Annotated in this window: 12 protein-coding genes and 1 pseudogene; 8 read left to right on the top strand and 5 right to left on the bottom strand. The window is 70.5% G+C overall.

Annotation, left to right across the window (positions count from 1 at the left end):
- Positions 1 to 288: 288 nt before the first annotated feature.
- The 5 genes from IPH07_09680 to IPH07_09700 form a co-directional block, all read right to left on the bottom strand.
- Positions 289 to 1,665 carry a penicillin-insensitive murein endopeptidase gene (locus IPH07_09680; protein MBK6917658.1) on the bottom strand — a complete coding sequence of 459 codons (1,377 nt, stop codon included), beginning with the start codon at positions 1,663 to 1,665 and terminating at the stop codon, positions 289 to 291.
- A gap of 49 nt (positions 1,666 to 1,714) precedes the next feature.
- Positions 1,715 to 3,580, bottom strand: a complete 1,866-nt coding sequence (locus tag IPH07_09685) for a hypothetical protein (GenBank protein MBK6917659.1) — start codon at positions 3,578 to 3,580, stop codon at positions 1,715 to 1,717.
- A 12-nt stretch (positions 3,581 to 3,592) separates the two neighbouring features.
- A complete protein-coding gene (locus tag IPH07_09690; GenBank protein MBK6917660.1) occupies positions 3,593 to 4,372 on the bottom strand; it encodes an outer membrane lipoprotein-sorting protein in 780 nt (259 codons plus the stop codon).
- Positions 4,373 to 4,588: 216 nt separating this feature from the next.
- Complete coding sequence (locus IPH07_09695; GenBank protein ID MBK6917661.1) at positions 4,589 to 7,372, bottom strand: MMPL family transporter; 2,784 nt, start codon at positions 7,370 to 7,372, stop codon at positions 4,589 to 4,591.
- A gap of 16 nt (positions 7,373 to 7,388) precedes the next feature.
- The gene (locus tag IPH07_09700) at positions 7,389 to 8,297 is read right to left on the bottom strand and encodes a branched-chain amino acid transaminase (protein MBK6917662.1); all 909 of its coding nucleotides are present in this window, start codon (positions 8,295 to 8,297) and stop codon (positions 7,389 to 7,391) included.
- A gap of 407 nt (positions 8,298 to 8,704) precedes the next feature.
- Here IPH07_09700 and IPH07_09705 point away from each other — a divergent pair.
- From IPH07_09705 to IPH07_09740, 8 genes and pseudogenes are all read left to right on the top strand, one after another.
- Positions 8,705 to 10,027: pseudogene (locus IPH07_09705) on the top strand (cytochrome C).
- A 132-nt stretch (positions 10,028 to 10,159) separates the two neighbouring features.
- A complete protein-coding gene (locus IPH07_09710) occupies positions 10,160 to 11,329 on the top strand; it encodes an EAL domain-containing response regulator (protein ID MBK6917663.1) in 1,170 nt (389 codons plus the stop codon).
- Positions 11,330 to 11,389: 60 nt separating this feature from the next.
- Positions 11,390 to 14,425 carry a hypothetical protein gene (locus IPH07_09715; GenBank protein MBK6917664.1) on the top strand — a complete coding sequence of 1,012 codons (3,036 nt, stop codon included), beginning with the start codon at positions 11,390 to 11,392 and terminating at the stop codon, positions 14,423 to 14,425.
- A gap of 16 nt (positions 14,426 to 14,441) precedes the next feature.
- Positions 14,442 to 15,224 carry an SDR family oxidoreductase gene (locus tag IPH07_09720; protein ID MBK6917665.1) on the top strand — a complete coding sequence of 261 codons (783 nt, stop codon included), beginning with the start codon at positions 14,442 to 14,444 and terminating at the stop codon, positions 15,222 to 15,224.
- Complete coding sequence (locus IPH07_09725; GenBank protein MBK6917666.1) at positions 15,221 to 15,619, top strand: RidA family protein; 399 nt, start codon at positions 15,221 to 15,223, stop codon at positions 15,617 to 15,619. The genes IPH07_09720 and IPH07_09725 overlap by 4 nt, the downstream gene beginning before the upstream one ends.
- A gap of 79 nt (positions 15,620 to 15,698) precedes the next feature.
- A complete protein-coding gene (locus IPH07_09730) occupies positions 15,699 to 16,682 on the top strand; it encodes a transposase (protein ID MBK6917667.1) in 984 nt (327 codons plus the stop codon).
- 215 nt (positions 16,683 to 16,897) lie between these two features.
- Positions 16,898 to 17,257, top strand: coding sequence for a transposase (locus tag IPH07_09735; GenBank protein ID MBK6917668.1), 360 nt, complete (start codon positions 16,898 to 16,900; stop codon positions 17,255 to 17,257).
- Between the two features lie 209 nt (positions 17,258 to 17,466).
- Entirely contained in the window at positions 17,467 to 18,303 is an 837-nt protein-coding gene (locus tag IPH07_09740) for an enoyl-CoA hydratase family protein (GenBank protein ID MBK6917669.1), read from the top strand.
- The last annotated feature ends 2 nt before the right edge of the window (positions 18,304 to 18,305 follow it).

An 18,305-nucleotide genomic window follows, 5' to 3' on the forward strand; every position in this document is an offset into this window, starting at 1 on the left:
CGCTGCCCGGTCTGCTGCAGCACGCGCCGGGTTGGGCCCAGACCGCGATCCTGCGCATCGTGAACACCGCGGGTGAACCCGAGGATTGCACGAACACGCTCATCGCCCTCGCCCGCCGCCGCGCGCGGCGACACGCAAGCAGCTGGCCGCGACCTTCGCGGGCCTCGGCAAACACGGCGAGGGTCTCCACGCGACGCAGCGCCGCACGCTGGCGCGCATCGCCGACGCGATCACGGCCTGATCCGCGCGGGCGAGCGCCATCACGGGCGACGCCCGCAGGGCCGATGTTCAGTCGGCGTCGATGTCGAAGTCCGCCTCGGAGACGCACTCGGGCTCGTTGGGGCCGCAGGTCATCCGCACGTGGATGTGGGCCTCGTGGCCGGGGCTGTGGCGCACGAGGCCGAGGTTGGCCTTGTTGCCACGCGGCCACTGCAGCACCTGCTTGCGTCGCTCCTCGTCGACGCCGATGCCGGCGGCGGCGCGGTAGACGTACTCCTGCATGTCGTAGTCCAGGAAGATGATCACGACCTGACCGGTGACGTCGAACGACTCGATGAGGTGCCACAGCGCGACCCAGTCGACGCGCTTGGGGTTGATGGACCAGTGCTCCGGCACGGTCTCGAGCAGCGGCAGTCGGATGTCGAGGTCGCGACCGGTCTGGTGCGAGCGATGTGGCGTGAGCGGGCCGCCGTGCTTGCCGCTCATCGAGCCCATCATGAGCTTGCGACGGTACTCGCTGCGACCGTGGAATTCGTCCATCGCCTTCACGACGTGCGCGACCGCGTGGGTGGTGCCGTAGGCCGATGGCGGCAGCTTGAGCGCATAGGCGTCGTGGGTCGGCAGCTGGACGCCGTTGACGAGGCGACCGTCCTGCGGCGGACCGATGCCCACCGCGCCGAGCCGCACCGAAGCCGGCACCGCCGGATCGGTCTCGCTGGACACCCACAGGTACACCACCGGGTCGATCCACACATCGACCGTGGTCCCCAGCGCCGGCCGCTGCGGCGCGAGCCGGTTGGCGGTTCGGAGGTCGCGCGAGTCGACGCCGAAGGTGGTGCCGATGCTCCACCAGCTGTCGCCGGGCTGGATCCAGTAGGCGTACTTTCGCCGTGGCGGCGGCACCTTGCGCGGCTTGAGCTTCAGGCGCGCGCCGTTCTTGAGCTTCTCTTCGCCGGCCTTGATGCCGTTCCACATGCGCAGCGCGTCGGGCCGCACGCCGTAGCGGTACGCGATCTGGGCGACGGTCTCGGTCGGCACCACGCGGTGGATCACCCAGTCGCCCTCGCCATGCGCGGCGGCGATGCGACCGTCGCCGACGTCGATCCGCTCGACCCCGCGTCGGGTGCCGTCGCCCTCCGCGGGCAGCTCGTCGATCACCGAGTCGGGATCGGGCATGTTGGGCACGTCGATGACCGGGATCGGCCCGTCGATGCCGGGCTCGTCGTCGGACCCCGCGTCGTCACCCGACTCGCCGGCACCGTCGGCCTCGGTGGTCGCGACCGGCTCGGGCTTCGACTTCGGCTTGGGGTCGGTGGGCATGCGGTCCCACAGCGCGTCCTCCCAGTCGTCGCTCTCGGGCCACGCCATCGCCACGAACGCCACGCCCATGGCGAGGCCGGACATGGCCAGCCACGACAGCATCGCGGACGCAGGCGACGTGCTCACCGCCTGCCAGTGTAGATCGGCCGGTCCTGCCGTGCACAGCCGACCGCGGCTAGAACACGCCCACGACCTTGAAGAACGCGATCGACGAGCCCGCCGCCTTCTGCCCGAACTTCGTGTCGGGCTTGCCCAGCAGGAAGAAGCTACCGATCTCGAACGTCACGCTGCCCCACGGCGGCACCAGGATCAGCTCCGGGTAGACCACGTAGGAGCCGCGGTCCCCCTTGCCGGTGGGGAAGTCGACCACGCCGAAGGCGCGGAAGATGAAGTGGCGACCAAAGAAGATCAAGTCGGCGCCGCCGACGAGGTAGTTGCCGATGTGATCGGCCCCGAACTCGTCGATGAAGCCGCGTAGGTACTGGGCCTGCACATACACGTGCTTGCCGAAGGTGTAGTCGAGCCCGGCCGTGGCCTTGATGTACGGCGTCGATCGAATCGTCCGCCCGACCATCCCGCGCACCGGGTTCTGCACGCCGTCGTCGTTCTTGCCGGTGGTGACGTCGATGCTGAGCGGGAACTCGATGCTGAGCGACTGCCGCTGCGGGAAGAACAGCGCCCCCTCGCCCCACAGGCCCATGTTGTTGAGGAACGGCAGCTGGGTCGCGAAGTCGAGCCCGAGCACCTGCATGCGCGGGTAGATGAGCGTCACGTCGGAGCGGTAGCAACACTCCTTGGTGGTGTTGGGCCCGACCTGGGGGTCCTTGCGCGACGACTGCACGTCGACCGGCGTGGGGATGTCGTGACGCCCGTTGTAGTACGAGATCGACATGTCGACGCCGCCGAGCGAGGTGCCCAGCTTGATCGCGCTCTGGCCGGTCGTGAAGCGCTTGCTCGGCTGCCGAACGTGACCGGACACGCTCGGCACCAGGCCGGGCTGGATCGCGAGCAGGTTCTGCAAGTTGCCGATCTTGGCCTCGTCGGCGTCGCTCGCGAACGGCACCGGCGTCTGGGGGTCCTTCAGCGCCGCCGCGGCCGAGGGGGGCAGCAGCGCGGGGAAGAACGTCGGCACGTACACGCCCTCGAACCACAGCTTGTCCTGCAGCGGCGCGTAGTCGACCACGACCATCTGGTTGGCGATCGGCTCGGTGAAGAGCGGCCGATCCTCGAGGTCGTCGGCGTTGATGTTGTTGGTGGGGTTGAAGCGGTCGGCGGTGCCCCACACCACGATCTGACGGCCGACCTTGATGTCGAGCCCAGGCAGTAGATCGATGAGGGCGATGTACGCCGCATCGCTCTCGATGTGGAACGGCGTCAGCAGGCGCTGGGTCGCGAGGTCGTCGAGCTCGGGCGTCTGCGCGAGCCCGAAGAAGACCGGCTCGACGTCGCCGACGATCTGCAGGTGGCGATCGGGCTTGTAGGCGAACTGGAACTCCAGCCGGTTCTCCTGGCGACCGAAGCCACGTTGATCCACCCGATTGATGTCGTAGTACGCGCTCGACACCACGCGGACGCGCATGTCGAGCTTGCCGTCGAACTTGCTGCCGATGCGGCCTTTGGTGGCGCCAGCGTCCTTGGTGCCGGCGGCAGGCTGCTCGACGACGTCCTTGTGCTCGGCGGCGGTGCCGAACACGTCGTCGATCGTCAGCTCGCCTGGCGCGGTCTCCGTCTTGCCGTCGCCGGTCTTGCCGTCGCCGGTCTTGCCGTCGCCGGTCTTGCCGTCGCCGGTCTTGCCGTCGCCGCTGGGATCCTGCGCGGTCGGGCCGTCGGGGGGCGTGGCCGGGGTGGGTGCCTCGAGATCCTCGGCGTCGAGGTCTTCACCCTCGGGGATGCCGAGATCGTCCTCGGCGGGCGCGGGCTCGTTGCGCGCGAGCCGAGGACTCACCGCGCGGGCGCCTTCGTAGTCGCGCCGCAGCGGCGGCGCGTAGGCGAGGACCGGCGAGCCGCCGAGGAGTGCGAGGAGTGCGAACGCAGCCGCCAAGCGACGTGGATTCTACTCTCGAAGCAGCTCGCGGCGCGAGAAGATCGAGTCGTCGACGCCCTGGTTCACGACGATGTCCGTCATCTTGATGACGCTGAGATCGCCGGTCTTGATGTTGAGCATGCTGATGCGGGTGGGCACCAGCTGCTCGCCGATCTTCACCCAGTCCTCACGGTTCTGTTCGAGCACGTCGGCACCGGTGCTGTCGTAGTACCGCAGCCGGGTGACGCCGCCCTTGGAGCCGTCGATGGTGATCTCGATCTTCGAGTAGCTGCTCTCGACGCCGTCCTTCGGCGTGAGGATGAGGGTGGTGATCGACCCCTCCTTGCCACCCATCTCGGCCTTGAAGTGGGGTGACAGCCGCACCTGGGTCATGTGCTCGTAGGTGAACGTGCTGCCCAAGAAGCCCTGGCTCTGCACGTGGGCGGCCACGCGGCGGACCTTCTTGAACTCGGGGAGGTAGAGATAGAGGTTGCTGGCATCCTCCATCAGGACCTTCATACCCTCGACGTCACCCGGGGCGCTGAAGCGGATCAGCTGCTTGTCGAGCCCCTTCATCACCGCGGTGAACTCCAACCGCTTCTTCAGCTGGCCCGACTTGATGATCTCCATCGAGGCCTTGTAGCTCTGGTCCGAGAAGGCAGCGGCTCGCTTGTCGACCTCGGCGAGGATCTGCGAGGCATCGACGCCCATGGCAGCGACGGCCGCGGCCACGTTCGCGCTGGCATCGGCCACCGGCAGACCCGCGGTGGCACAGAGCAAGCCCAGGAGCAGCGTGGTCTTCATCGTCATCGGCGGGGTCCTTCGAGTGTACCAAGCGAGGGGGGTGGGAGGCTCGCGCGGCTCGGCCTTGGACGGGGCCTGTGCGGGTGGATTCAGGGGTCCTCGACGCCGGAGCCGAAGCCCTCCGGATCACTGCCGAATCCAGGGTGTTGCGTCGATGCGACACCCGCTCGCGTGCGGCCGCGCCCATGTGCAAGCGATTGCCCACCGACGCCGCGGTCGCGGCTATCGGTCCCGGCGACGCCGTGGGTGCAGGATCGGTGCGAACGACACGGCACCGGCCGCGGCCAGCAGCAGGCCGATCGCGAGTCCGACCCCGAACTGTCGCAGCGGCGGCATCTCCGAGGCCAGCATCACCGCGAACGCAGCGGCGAGCTGCAGGCCTGTGACGACCACCACACCGCCGAGTTCGTCGACCGCCTCTTCGCCGGGGTGATCCGAGGTCGCGACGCGGGCGCGCACGCTCAAGTGGATGGCGAAATCCACGCCCGCACCCATGGCGATGCACGAGACCATCGACGTCCCGACCCCGATGGGATGACCGAGCATGGCGATGACGCCCATCGTGACGAGCACGGTCCAGGTCGCCGGCACGATCGCGCGGCCGTGGCGACCGATGAGCAGCACGAGGCCGAGCGCGAGGAACGAGACGACGGTGGAACGCAGCAGGCTGTCGGTCACGCTGGCGGCGTAGGCCTCGCCGATGAGCGGTTGACCAGTGAGCTGAACCCGCCACGGCAGCGTGCGCACCGGCGGGGTGGCAGCACCGACGGGCACCGCCCAGTGGGGATCATCGAGCTCGGAGAAGACGTCGGCGAAGCGACCGCAGGGGCTGCCCTGCGCGATCACGACGGCCGCAGGCCCGTCGTCGAAGCCGAGACCTTCGAGGCCCTCGGGGACCACCGGCTTGGCCGCGGCGGCGTCGGTCTTCGCAAGCCCGAGCCGCTCGCAAATCGCCGACATCCGCACGCTCGCCCGGGCATCGTCGAGCCAGCGCTCGAGCTCGCGCGCGACGTACTTCGGGCCCTCCGGGTCCCGCGCGACCAGCTGCGGCAGTCGCTCGGCCAGGTACGACCGCAGCGCGTCGCCGCGGCGCGCCAACAGCTGCTCGACCTCGACGCCGGTGATCTCCTCGGGCGTGAGCGGCTCGATCACCTCGTCGGTCAGCAACGCGCGGTCGCGCAGGCGGGCCGCCTCCGTGCGCATCGCCGCCTCGGCGACGGAGGGGTCGAGCAGCGTGGCGAAGGTCTCGGGCTCGACGCCGAACTGCGCCTGCACGCGCTGCTCCACCGTGCGTCGTTGGTCGGCGGCCACCTCGGGGTCATCGTGGCTGCCCACCGCCAGTGGCCCGGCCGGCGCGGCGGCCACGACCGCACGCACCGCGCGGGTGATCTCGGACAAGGCCTCGGTGCTGCGCGGTGCGAGCTTGACGTGGATGATCGCGCCCTCGAGATCGGGCACGAGCAGCTGCGACATCGCCGGGTGATCGGCGAGGTTCGAGAGCACCCGCCGGGCCTGGGCCTCGTCGCGCGGCAGGCCGTGGCGGCCGCCGAAACCCTCGGTGAGCATCTCGACCGGCTCGACCAGGGAGCGCACGTCGCTGACGCCGTCGATGATCCGCAGCTGATCGGTGAGGTCACGGATCGCCCGCAGCACCACCGGCTCGCGCATGTCGGCATTGATGGCGATCTGAATGAACTGCGAGCCGCCGAAGTGCTCGTTGAAGAAGGCGTCGGTGCGCGCGGGCTCGCTGTGGGCATCGAACACGTTGCGGGTGTCCGCATCGGCGCGCAGCCGCGTGGCCGCCCAGCCACAGCCGATCGCCAACGCCAGCAGCAGCCACGCCGGTGGCCGGAAGGGCAGCGGCAGCTTGCGCGGCGGCTTGTAGGCCAGCCAGCGCGCAGGCAGCAGCGACAGCAACGCCGGCAGCACCAAGAGCGCGATGAGCAGCAGGCCCAGCACGCCCGCACCGGTCACGACCCCGAAGCGCCGCATCGGCACCTGCGGCATGACGATCAACGCGAAGAATGCGACTGCCGTGGTCGCCGCCGACAACACCACCGCGACCCACAGCTCGCGCAGCGCTGCGCTCGCGCGCGCGGCCGCATCGCCCTGCTGCCGCTGGTAGCCGGAGATGAGGTGCATGCCGAACGCACCGCCGAGCGCGACCATCATGACCGGCGTGGTGCTCGACACGATGGTGAAGGGTTCGCCGAAGCGCCCGTGCGCGCCGACCACCAGCGCCACGCCGATGCCCGCCACGACCAGGTTGAGCAGCGCACCGGTGACGCTACCCAACAGGATCGCCGACACCACCGTGAGCACGGCGATGACGATCGGTGACAGCCGTTGGCTGTCGCTGCGCGACGACGTCGCCGCGGTCATCTCGACGAACGGCGCCCCGCCGAAGTAGGCCTCTGCGTCCCAGTGGGCCGCCACGGTCTCGCGGATCGCATCGAGCCGCGCGGCCCGCTCACCGCGTAGCTCGCTGGGCGGCAACAGGTACACCAGCAGCGTCGCGGCGGTGCCATCGGCCGAGATGAGGTTGCCGACCGCATCGCGGCTGCCGAGCACGCGCGCGCGGATGGTGGCCGGGTCGGCCATGCCCTTGGGCACGAGGGGATCGACCGCGAGTGTGTCGCCCTCGACCTTGAGATCGGGCAGCGAGGGGTAGTCGAGCACGAGCCGGACACCCGGCAGTCCCGCGAGCGCCTGCGAGAGCGAGCGCACCGCCTCCGCACGCTCGGCGGTCAGCAGATCCTCGCCGGCCGGCGCACGCACGCCGACCAGCGCCACCTCGAGCATGCCGAAGCGATCCGCGACCTCGTGGAAAGCCACGACATCGGGGTGCTCGGGCGGGAGGAACGCAAGCACATCGTCGTCGTGCTCGAGCGACGTCACCCCGGGGATCAGCCAGGCACAAAGCGCCGCGAACACCAGCAAGATGGCCCACCGCGCCCGCACGATGGGGTGCACGTCGGTGCGCGGCGTGGAACCGGCGTCGGCCATCGGAGGGTTCCGCGTGCTAGCCCCAGGTCGGGAACAGCCAGTGCTTGCGGCTGGCGACGCGGCCGTGGACCACGTCGTCGAAGTGCTGCTGCAGGCGTCGCGTGACCGGGCCGATGCCGCCATCGCCGAGCGTGCGGCGATCGACGCTGCGCACCGGGGTGATCTGCGCCCCGGTGCCGCACAAGAACAGCTCGTCGGCGACGTAGAGCTCGGTTCGTCCGATCTCGCGCTCGCTGAACGAGAGGCCCAGATCCTGGGTCGCCATCTCGATGAGGCTGCGGCGCGTGATGCCGTCGAGGTTGTCCTGGGTCGACGGCGGGCTCACGAGCGCCCCACGTCGAACCATGAAGACGTGCTCGGCGCTGCCCTCGGAGACCTTGCCGGCCTCGGTCAGCAAGATGGCCTCGTCGAAGCCGCCGTCGAAGGCCTCGCGCCGGGCCAGCGCGCTGTTGAGATAGGCGCCGGTGGGCTTGGTGCGCGCCGGAATCGCGTTGTCGGCCACCCGGCGCCACGAGCTAATGCAGACGTCGATCGCGTCCTTGTCGATGTATCGCTTGAGCGGCAGGCAGTAGATGGTGAAGCTGGTGGTGCTCTCGTCGAGCACCGGCGCCATCGCGGTCGAGTTGTGCATCAACAACGGCCGGATGTAGACGTCGTGGTGCACCTCGTTGCGCCGCAGCAGCTCGAGGTGCAGCTCGGCGACGTCGGCGAGGCTGCCGGGCATGCGCAGGTGCAGCACGCGGGCCGACTCGGCCAGCCGCTGCACGTGCGCGTCGAGACGGAACACCAGCACCTGCCGGCCGTCGTCGGCCAGGTATCCCCGTACACCGCCGAAGCAGCCGAGGCCGTAGTTCAGCGCGCGCGACCGCACGTTCACGGTCGCATCGGCGTCATCGACCCACTTGCCGTCGAAGTACGTGGTCATCGTTGTCGGGGAGGATGCCAGAAGGAGCGCGCGGGGAGCCAGGTCAAAACCCCGAGGCTCGATCGTGGATCGGGCGCGCCTCCTCGCGCGCGCCGCTCGAGGCCGTGAGTTTGCGCCGCGAACGAGGGAACGCGCCTTGACGACGCCGCATCACCGTGCGCAATCCAAGGGCCATGCGCAGATGGCTCGTGGTGGTCTCGTTCGCAGGTGCCTGCACGTCGCCGGCAGGTGACGTCGCGCCGCCGACGGCATCGAACGCGGCGACGATCGCCGCGGTCACGCCGAGCCACGATCCGATCGCGCCGCGCGAGCCGTCGCCGGGCGACCTCTATCTGAAGCAGACGCCGGCCGGCTACGCGGCGACCCGCAGCGGCGACTTCGGCCTCGGTCCCAACGCCGCCGAGCTGCTCATGCCCTACCCCGGCGGTCCGCCGGGCACGCGCACGCCCTTCGATCTCTGGCGCTACGCCGGCCGCGGTGCATCGTCGTGGGGCTCCCCCGAGCTGCCGATGGGCTGGGACGCGTGGGTCGAGCTGCACGCGAAGCAGAAGCCGCTGCTGATGGCCGACGTCGCGACGTACATGGCGTCACGGTTCGACTTCAACGGCCGCGCGATCGCGGGCGCGACCATGTCCGGCGGCAAGCCGGTGATGGCGGGCCCGGTCGCGCGACTACCCGACGCCATCAAGCGCTTCGAAGACCTCGCACGGCTCACCCCCGACGAGATCCGCGAGCGCGACCTGTTCCCCTACAAGCCGCTCGCACACCCGCTGCAGACCACGGCGCACATGGTGTTCCCACGCGAGTGGCTGGTGGTGCACCCGGAGTTCGAGCGCATCGACCTCGATCACGACATGCCGGACGGGTACCTGCCCGAGTTCCCGCCGCCGCTGTTCCTGACCACGCACAAGGAGCTCGGCGACGTCACCCGCGGTCGCGAGGTCACGCTCGGCAACTACTTCGAGCTGTTCGACGGCTTGCTGACCGGCGAGCAGATGGAGGGCCTCAAGGAGCTGCTGCGCCCCACGCCGACGACGTGGTTCAACCAGACCCACCACCGCGTGACCGCCGAGCCGAGCGTCGGGGTCGCGTGCTTCTCGTGCCACGTCAACGGCCACACCAACGGCGCCTTCGAGCTGGCGCCCGACGCCCGGCCCAACGAGGCGCGTCTGCGCACCGACACCCCGAGCATGCGCGGCAACTACAACCTCATGCAGCTGTCGTCGAAGCGATCGATCCGCTCGATGGACCACTTCGCAGAGGTCGAGGAATACTTCGACGGCGATCCGGCACTCATGCAGGCGCTCGGCGCCCGCGCGGCGCAGCGGCAGGTCAGCAATCGGATGGGCGACTTCAACGCCATCATCGACTTCCCGCCCGCGCCCAAGCTGACCCCGATGATGCGGCTCGACACCGCCAAGGCGACCCCGGCCGAGCTGCGCGGTGAGGCGCTGTTCTTCGGCAAGGCCCAGTGTGGGACCTGCCACGGCGGCCCGGCCTTCGTCGACGACTACATGCACGACCTGCAGGTCGAGCGGTTCTACGTCGGGCGCCCGGAGGGTCCGATCAAGAACTTCCCGCTGCGCGGCATCAAGGACACCCCGCCCTACCTGCACGACGGCCGCCTGCCGACGCTCCACGACGCGGTCGAGTTCTTCAACCTGGTGCTGCAGCTGCAGCTGTCGCCGCAGGAGAAGGACGACCTCGTGGCCTACCTGCTTTGTCTGTGAGCTGGGGCCGGCGCCGGCGCGGGCGAGCCGCGGCGCGCCCGCAGCCCCAACCTCGCGAACCCGGCGTGGCCCGATCTGATGCTCTGGATGCGCGCGTCGATGGACGATGCGCCGCGGTGGAGAGACCGCAACTTGCCCAACGACAGCAACCATTCGGCCGTCGTGCTGGTCGTCGATGACGACCCGGCGGTTCGCCGCGCCGTCGCCTCGCTCATCCAAGCCGACGGGCACGAGGTCATCCAGAGCAGCGACGGTGCCTCGGCCCTGGAGATCGCGAAGGAGCGCCTGCTCGATCTCGCGATCGTCGATCGCTCGATGCCGAACATGGACGGCATCGAGGTGCTGCAGCGCTTGAGCGTGATCCAACCGGTCTGCACGCGCGTGCTGTTGACCGGCAGCCTCGATCTCGAGACCACCCTCGACGCCGTCAACGTCGGCATGGCGACGCACCTGCTCGAGAAGCCGATCGGCCCCGCGGGGCTGGCGGCGGTCGTGCAAGACGCCCTCACCAGCAAGCAACGGCTGCTCGAGGCGTTCGGCGATCTCCAGCGGGTGCACCGGGCCAGCGCGCGGGTGCGGCTGGTCTCGTTGCTGTCGAGCCCCGACCTCAAGCTCGCGCTGCAGCCGATCGTCCAGCCGGACGGCACCGTGTTCGCCTACGAGGCGCTGCTGCGCAGCGCCGACCCGGTGCTGAACGGACCGCTGTCGGTGCTGCGGGCCGCCGAGGAGCACGGCCTCATCGGTCGGCTCGGGCTCGCGGTGGCGATGCGTGCGCGCGACATCCTGACGCGACTGCCCCGCGACATCAAGCTGTTCGTCAACCTCCATCCCCACGAGCTCGGCGATCCCGACGGCCTCGGCGAGCGGTTGTCGCTGCTGCAGTCGTGCTGCGATCGCGTGGTCTTCGAGATCACCGAGCGCAGCTCGCTGACCGACGCGCAGGGCTGGGAGCGATCGATCGAGGCGGTGTTGGGTCGGGGCTTCTCGATTGCGGTCGACGACCTCGGCTCGGGCTACAGCTCGCTGTCGGTGCTGGCCGCGCTGCAGCCTCGCTTCATCAAGATCGACATGAGCATCGTGCGCGACATCGACAAGACGCCGCGCAAGCAACGGCTCTTCGATCTGCTGTGCCGCTTCGCGGAGGCCACCGACACCCACGTGGTCGCCGAGGGCATCGAGACCGCCGCCGAGTCGGAGTGCGTGCGGCGCTGCGGCGCGGGCCTGTTGCAGGGCTACTACTACGCCCGTCCGGCGCTCTCCGACGAGGTGCTCGCGCGGCTGTCCGAAGAGCGCGCGGCCTGACGGATCGCCGGCATACGGCGCGGATGCACGCCCGCGCCGGCGCGCGTATGCTCGCGCGCGATGGCGCTCGCGCTGGCCCTGGCGTTGACGGCGTTCGTGTTCGCGCAGCTGTGGCGCTGGCGCGCGCACGATCGCCTTGGACTCGACGCGCTGGTGATCGTGCCGAGCGTCACGATCACGGTGGTCGGCGTGATCGCGAGCCTGCTCGGTCTGTGCGGGTGGCTGACGCCCGGGGCGGTGGCGCTGGCCTGCGCCGCGCTGGCGCTGGCGTGGTTTCCCTGGCGCGCGCCTGCCCGAACGCCGGCTGCCGACGCCGGTGGGCGGTGGCACTGGCTGCTGGGCGCGGCGTTGGTGCTCGGCGCGACCGCACTGCGCTGGCCGCCGATGCCATACGAGCTCGCCGGTCGCGATCAGGGCACCTACCTGCTGCGCGCGCAGTGGTCGGCGCGCGAGGGCGATCACGCGATGGTCGATCCGATCGTCCGTGACGCGGCCACCGATCACGACGACGATCTGTTGGGGCTCCATCCGCGACGCGCGGAGGCGTGGCGCGACGACATCTACGAGGCCGGCTACCGCCCCGGCTGGTACCTCGCCGATCGCGAGCGCGGCCTCGTGGTGCCGCAGTTTTTCCACCTGCACCCCAGCGCGATGGCGGTGTCGTACTGGCTCGCGCCCGTGCTCGGCCCGTCGCTGTTGGTGCTCGTCGAGGGCGTGCTCGGGGTGCTCGCGCTGTGGGCGGTGTCGCGACGGCTGTGGTCGAACCCGGCGCTGGCGCTGCTACCCGCACTGGCCTCGAGCATCGCGCCGCTGTCGACGTGGGTGCATCGCAACACCCTCACCGAGCCGCTCACCGGCCTGCTCACGTTGGTGGCGGTGCTCGCAGCGCTGCGTGCCCGCGACCGCGGTGACGACGAGCTCACGCTGACCGCGTTCGCGCTGGGCGCGACCGCATGGGTGCGCGGCAACGCATGGATCACCGCCGCGCCGATGCTGGCGGTGCTGTGGCTGCTGCCCCACGGTCGCACGCGTCATCGCGCGACCGCGGTGTTCCTCGCGATGCTCGCGGCCAGCGTGCTCGCGCACGCGTCGTCGGTGTTTCCCTACCTGCACGACGAGCTGGCGCGCCTGCCCAGCGGCGGCGCGAGCCCGTCGCCGATGGCGTTGGTGGTCGCAACCGGCATCGCAGTCGCGATCTGGTGGAGCGTCGACGAGCTGGTGTTCGGACCGCGCGGGCGGCTGGCGGCGTCGCCGTGGCTGCCACGGCTGCGAGGGCTGTGCGTGCCGGCGCTGGCGCTCGCGCTGGTGCTCGCGCTCGCGGCCTGGGCCGTGCGCGCGGGGCCACCCCACCCGCCGTGGTCGCGGCTCGACGCGCTGCTGCCCGCCCTGGGCCCGGCGCTGCTCGTGCCGGGCGGGCTCGGCGTGGTGCTCACGCTGTGGCGATGGCGATGGCGTGACGACGACGCGGCGACCGGCTGGCTGCTGGCGATCCTCGCGATGGTGGTCGCAACCGTCGTGCTCTACGGCGCGCGCAGCCTGCCGAAGTTCGGCCTCTACTACTACGGGCGCTACCTCGTGCCCGAGCTGCTGCCGCTCGCCTGCATCGGCGCGACCGCGCTGCTCGCGAGGTTGCTGCCGCATGCCGGCGCCCGCGTGCCCCCGCTGCGGGGCGCGTTGGCGGCCGGGCTCGCGGCGATGTGGCTGTTCGCGATCGCCTGGCCGTGGCTGCGCGCGCCGCAGCTGCGCCTGCGCGAGTACGCGGGCGCGGGTCGCATCGTCGACGCCCTGGCGGAGCGCGTGCCCGCCGACGCGATCGTCATCGCCGGTGGCGAGGGCTGGCACCACGGGCACACGTTCAACCAGGTCGCCGGTGCGCTGGCCGTCCGCGACGGCCGTGCGGTGCTGCCGTACCATACCCGCGAGGCCGCGTTCGCGAGCCTCTACAGCCTGATGGTCGCGGCCCCGGCACGCCACGGGCGCGCCGCGCCACGGGTGTTCCTGCTGCTCGGCGAGGCCACCCACGCCAGCATGCCCGAGCGCGGCGACACGGCCGAGGCGGCGATCGACGATCTGCTACCGCCGCCGTTCGTCGCGCTGCCGGCGGTCGGGCTCGAGCTGGTCACCGATCGCCTGACCCCACGCGACGACGGACTGCCGACCGCGGTGACGCGCGACAGCCTGCGCATGGCGCTGTTCGAGGTCGTGGTCGCACGTGAGGACGAGGTCGCGCACGTGCGGCTCGATCCCGACGGTCGCGTGGTCGTCGATCGCGGCGCCGCGGTGCCGAGACTGCATGCGGCACCCGGTGAGGATGCGCGATGCCTACAGCCCGAGCTGCCGCTCGAGCTCGAGCTGCCGCGGGTCGACTTCGAGGTCGGTGCGGTGGTCGTGCGCGCGCTGCCGGGCACCGCCGGCGAGAACGAGCAGTGGCGGGTCGAGATCGACGGCGAGCTGCGCGGCACCGGGCTGCTCGCGACCGCGGCCCGCTCGCGCACGACGCTGGGCCCGTTCTCGGTCGCCCATCCGCCGCAGCGCATGCGGCTGTGGGGGGCCGCGAGGGCCCGCGGCGACGGGCCCTGTCGCTTCGGCGGCGTCGACGAGGTGATGCTGCTCGGCCGCGAGCAGTCGACCGCGCTCGTGCAGCCACCCGAGACGGTCGCGTTCCTGCCGCCCGACGATCTCGGGCACGCGGTCACGCCGGTGCGCTGGCGCTTCGGTCGCGGCCTCTCGCGTTGGCGCCCTGGCATCGCCGGTGGCACCCCGATCCGCGGCGTCAGCCTGCAGGTCTCGCGCGAGCTCCCGGTGTCCTTCGATGTCGAGCCGATGGATCCGCGGGTGAACGCGGTCGACCTCGTGATCGCGCTGTCGGCCACGGCGCTGTCGGGACCCGCGACGCTCGAGCTGCGCGCCGACGACGTGCTGGTCGCGAGCGTCCCTGCACCGGCCAGCCGCGAGCGCAGCTGGCAATCACCGCGGCTGCGCTGGCGCGGTGACGTGTCGGCGGTGCGGTGGTCCGTGCGGCTGCTCGCCGCTGACGACGATGATGCGGTGTGGCTGCGTGACGTGGCCCTGTTCGCGGTCGACGCTCGGCCCTGATAGACTGCCGCCCGCGATGAACCAACCCGCTGGCGCCCCGCGCAGGCTCGCGCTCGTCACCGGTGCGAGCCGCGGCATCGGAGCCACCGTCGCCACCAGCCTCGCGGGCGACCACGACCTGGTGCTGACCGCCCGCACGAGTGCGGCGTTGGCCGAGGTCGCGGCCGCCGCCCGTGACCGCGGCGCCGATGTGCTCGCGAGCATCGCCGCCGATCTCGGCACGCCCGAGGGCCGCGCCGCGCTGGTCGACGAGGTCGCCGGCATGCCGATCGACGTCTTGGTGTGCAACGCCGGCATCGCCCCCTCGGCCTCGCTGCGCCGAACCGACGACGCGACCTGGGCCAGCGTGATGGGCATCAACCTCGAGGCGCCGTTTCGACTGTGCCGCGCGCTGGTGCCGGGGATGGCGGAGCGCGGCTTCGGTCGGGTGGTGATGATCGCCTCGACCGCCGCGCTCAAGGGCTACCGCTACACCGCCGCCTACGCCGCCAGCAAGGGCGGCGTACTCGCGCTGGCGCGGGCGATCGCGGCCGAGTACGCGACCCGCGGCGTCACTGTCAACGCGGTGTGCCCGGGCTTCGTCGACACCGACATCGTGCGCGACGCGGCGGCGCGCATCGGCGCGACCACGGGTCGCAGCGAGGCCGATGCGCGCGCGGAGCTGGCCCGCTTCTCGCCACAGCACCGCCTGGTGACGGCCGACGAGGTCGCCGCCATGGTCGTGTACCTGGTGTCCGCGGCCGCCGCGGCCGTGCACGGCCAGGCGCTCGCGCTCGATGGGGGAGAGACCACGCTATGAGCGACGCACGTCCGATCCAACCCGCCGACTGGGCCGCGCCGCGTGGCTATGTCAACGGCATGGCCAAGCGCGGCGAGCTGCTCGCGATCGCGGGCCAGATCGCGTGGGACGCCCAGCAGCGCATCGTCTCCGACGAGCTCGACGCGCAGTTCGGGCAGTGCCTCGCCAACGTCGTCGCGGTGGTCGAGGCCGCTGGCGGCCACGCCAGCGACGTCATCTCGCTGACCGTGTTCGTCACCGACAAGCAGCGCTACCTCGCGGCTACCAGGGCGTTGTCGTCGATCTGGCGCACGCACTTCGGACGCCACTATCCCGCGATGGCGCTGGTCGAGGTCTCCGCGCTGGTCGAGGACCGCGCGCTGGTCGAGATCCAGGGCCTCGCGGTGCTCCCCTAGAGAGGCGATCCGCTAAGGTCGAGGGGGATCGACAAGGGTGTGTCGCTGTGATCTCGTTTGGCGAGCGAGGTCACTCACGATGCTGTGGAAGGTCCCTACGAAGCTGAGCGCCGAGGAGCAGCGGCTGGTGGCGCGCATGCGCAAGCCGAGCCGCTTCTTCGTGTTCCTGCGAGAGATCCGAGCCGAGCTGTTCACGCCGGAGTTCCAAGAGGAGCTCGCTCGGGCTTACGAGCCGCGCGGTCAAGAGCCCGTACCGCCGGCGCTGCTGGCGATGGTCGTGCTGTTGCAGGCGTACACCCAGACGAGCGACGCCGCTGCGGTCGAAGAAGCCGAGATGAATCCGCGCTGGCAGCTCGTGCTGGGGCTACTTGGCGAAGAGAAGGCTCCGTTCGGGCAGGGTAGTCTGCCGCGCTTCCGCGAGCGGATGGCCGCGCACGACCTCGACCGCAGATTGCTCGAGCGCACCGTCGAGCTCGCGAAGAGGACTGGCGGCTTCGGTTGGCAGAAGCTCAAGGCCGCGTTCGACTCATCGCCGCTGCGAGGTCGCGGCCGCGTCGCTGACACCTGGAACTTGATCGGACAGGCGATGGGTAAGCTCGTCAGTGCACTTGCGAAGATCGCTGCGGTCGAGGAGGACACGATCATCGCCGAAGCCAGGCTCACGCTGCTGCAGGGCAGCAGCATCAAGGCTGCACTGGACATCGACTGGGATGATCGCGACCAGCGTAGTGAAGCGCTGCAACGACTCGTCGGTGAAGCACAAGCGCTGCTGGACTGGGCACGCGCCCGGGCTCCTGACGCGATGAAGGAGCGTGAGGTCGAGCAGGCCGCGGTTCTGCTCGAGCGCGTCCTCCACCAAGATACCGAGCCCGATCCCGAGCGACCGAGACGAGTACGGATCCGCAAGGGCGTCGCTGAAGACCGCGTCTGCTCCGTCGGCGACCCGGAGATGCGCCACGGCCGAAAAACCCGCTCACAGGCCTTCAACGGCTACAAGCGCTACATCGCGACTTCGATCGACGCGCCGCTCGTGCTCGCAGCCGAAGCGCGACCCGCCAACTAACCCGGAACGCGAGGCTGTACCTCACTCGTTGACCAAGTAGTAGCGCCCTACGGCGAGCTCGACGAGCTCTTCATCGACCGCGGCTCTTGCACATCCCGAGATCGCCGCGCTCGATCGGAGACGGTGTGCAAGTCCGTTGTCGTCCCTGGCGCGAGCAGAACAAGCATGGACGCTTCGGCAAGAGCGCCTTCAAGATCGACCTTCGCCGACGACTCGTGACTTGTCCGTCTGGCAAACAGGCCGAGTACTCCGCCAACACTCCCACCGCGTACTTCGGTGCCGAGACCTGCGATCGCTGTCGCCTACGAGCGCGATGCACTGATGCCAAGGCTGGTCGCGCGATCCGAATCCACCCCATGAGAGCCTGCATCGCAAACTCGAGGCTCGCAGAGCGACTGGAGCACGGACGACAGCATCTTCGCGCTCGAGTCGTCGTCGAGCACAGGCTCGCACGCATCGGCGGCCTCCAGAGCGACCGCGCGCGATACAAGGGCGCCCGCAAGAACACGCTCGACCTCCGGCGCCACGCCGCCGTCGCCAACCTCATCGAGCTGCAGGCCGCACTTGCCGCGTGACTTTAGCGGTTCGCTTCTCTAGCAGGCTGTGGTGAAACTCCGTGGCGCGAGAACGCCGTCATCGGACCCCGTGGCAAGACGCGAGGACGAAGGGATACCGGGCGTATCTCGAGCTCCGAGCAACGCCGCCAAGGGGTCCGAGGGCGGTGTTATCGTGTCGCGGAGTTTCACCACGGCCTGCTAGCCCACCTCCGCTTCAGGACGCCAACATGCCCCACGACCCGCCGTCGTCACCGCCGCAGCCGCAGCACTTCCACTACGAGGAGCGCGATCGCGTCGGCATCATCACGCTCGATCGCCCCGACCGCTACAACGCGCTGACCTTCGCGGTCTACCGCGAGCTCACCGACTTCTTCGCGAGCGTCGACCGTCGCGCGTCTGCCCCGGAGGGCGCGCGGGCGCTGGTGCTGCAGGGCCGCGGCAAGGCGTTCTGCTCCGGCGGCGACGTCGAGGACATCATCGGCCACCTGTTCGCACGCGACACCGAGGGCCTGCTCGCGTTCACGCGCATGACCGGTGAGCTCATCGCGAACATGCGCCGCTGCCGGCTGCCGATCGTCGCGAGCGTCAAGCGGGTCGCCGCGGGCGCGGGCGCCGTGATGGCGCTGGCGAGCGACCTGCGGGTGATGGGTCGCCACGCGTTCTTCGCGTTCTTGTTCCCGCAGGTCGGGCTCTCGGGCGCCGACATGGGCGCGAGCTGGCTGTTGCCGCGGGTGGTCGGGCTCGGCCACGCCAGCGAGATCCTCATGCTCGGCGAGCGCGTGCCGGCCGAGCGCTGCGAGCAGATCGGGCTCGCGACCCGCGTGGTCGACGACGACGACCCTGCGCTGGTCGACGCCGCCGCGTTCGCGCTGGCGAGCAAGCTGGCGGCCGGCCCCCACTTCGCGCTGCGCATGACCAAGCAGATGCTGGGTGGCGAGCTCGAGCTGCCGCTCGCGGCCGCGATCGAGGCCGAGGCGCAGGCCCAGGCCATCTGCATGCAACACCCCGACTTCCGCGAGGCCCACGAGGCGTGGAAGGCCGGGCGTCCACCGGGATGGCGCTGACC

It is taken from the genome of Deltaproteobacteria bacterium, from assembly GCA_016709225.1.
Taxonomy (GTDB): Bacteria; Myxococcota_A; Polyangia; order Nannocystales; family Nannocystaceae; genus Xiheibacterium; species Xiheibacterium phototrophicum.

Excerpts from the sequence above, each read along its gene's own strand:
- IPH07_09690 (MBK6917660.1), bottom strand. The coding sequence starts at position 4,372 with ATGACGATGAAGACCACGCTGCTCCTGGGCTTGCTCTGTGCCACCGCG.
- IPH07_09695 (MBK6917661.1), bottom strand. The coding sequence starts at position 7,372 with ATGGCCGACGCCGGTTCCACGCCGCGCACCGACGTGCACCCCATCGTG.
- IPH07_09700 (MBK6917662.1), bottom strand. The coding sequence starts at position 8,297 with ATGACCACGTACTTCGACGGCAAGTGGGTCGATGACGCCGATGCGACC.
- IPH07_09715 (MBK6917664.1), top strand. The coding sequence starts at position 11,390 with ATGGCGCTCGCGCTGGCCCTGGCGTTGACGGCGTTCGTGTTCGCGCAG.
- IPH07_09720 (MBK6917665.1), top strand. The coding sequence starts at position 14,442 with ATGAACCAACCCGCTGGCGCCCCGCGCAGGCTCGCGCTCGTCACCGGT.
- IPH07_09725 (MBK6917666.1), top strand. The coding sequence starts at position 15,221 with ATGAGCGACGCACGTCCGATCCAACCCGCCGACTGGGCCGCGCCGCGT.
- IPH07_09730 (MBK6917667.1), top strand. The coding sequence starts at position 15,699 with ATGCTGTGGAAGGTCCCTACGAAGCTGAGCGCCGAGGAGCAGCGGCTG.
- IPH07_09740 (MBK6917669.1), top strand. The coding sequence starts at position 17,467 with ATGCCCCACGACCCGCCGTCGTCACCGCCGCAGCCGCAGCACTTCCAC.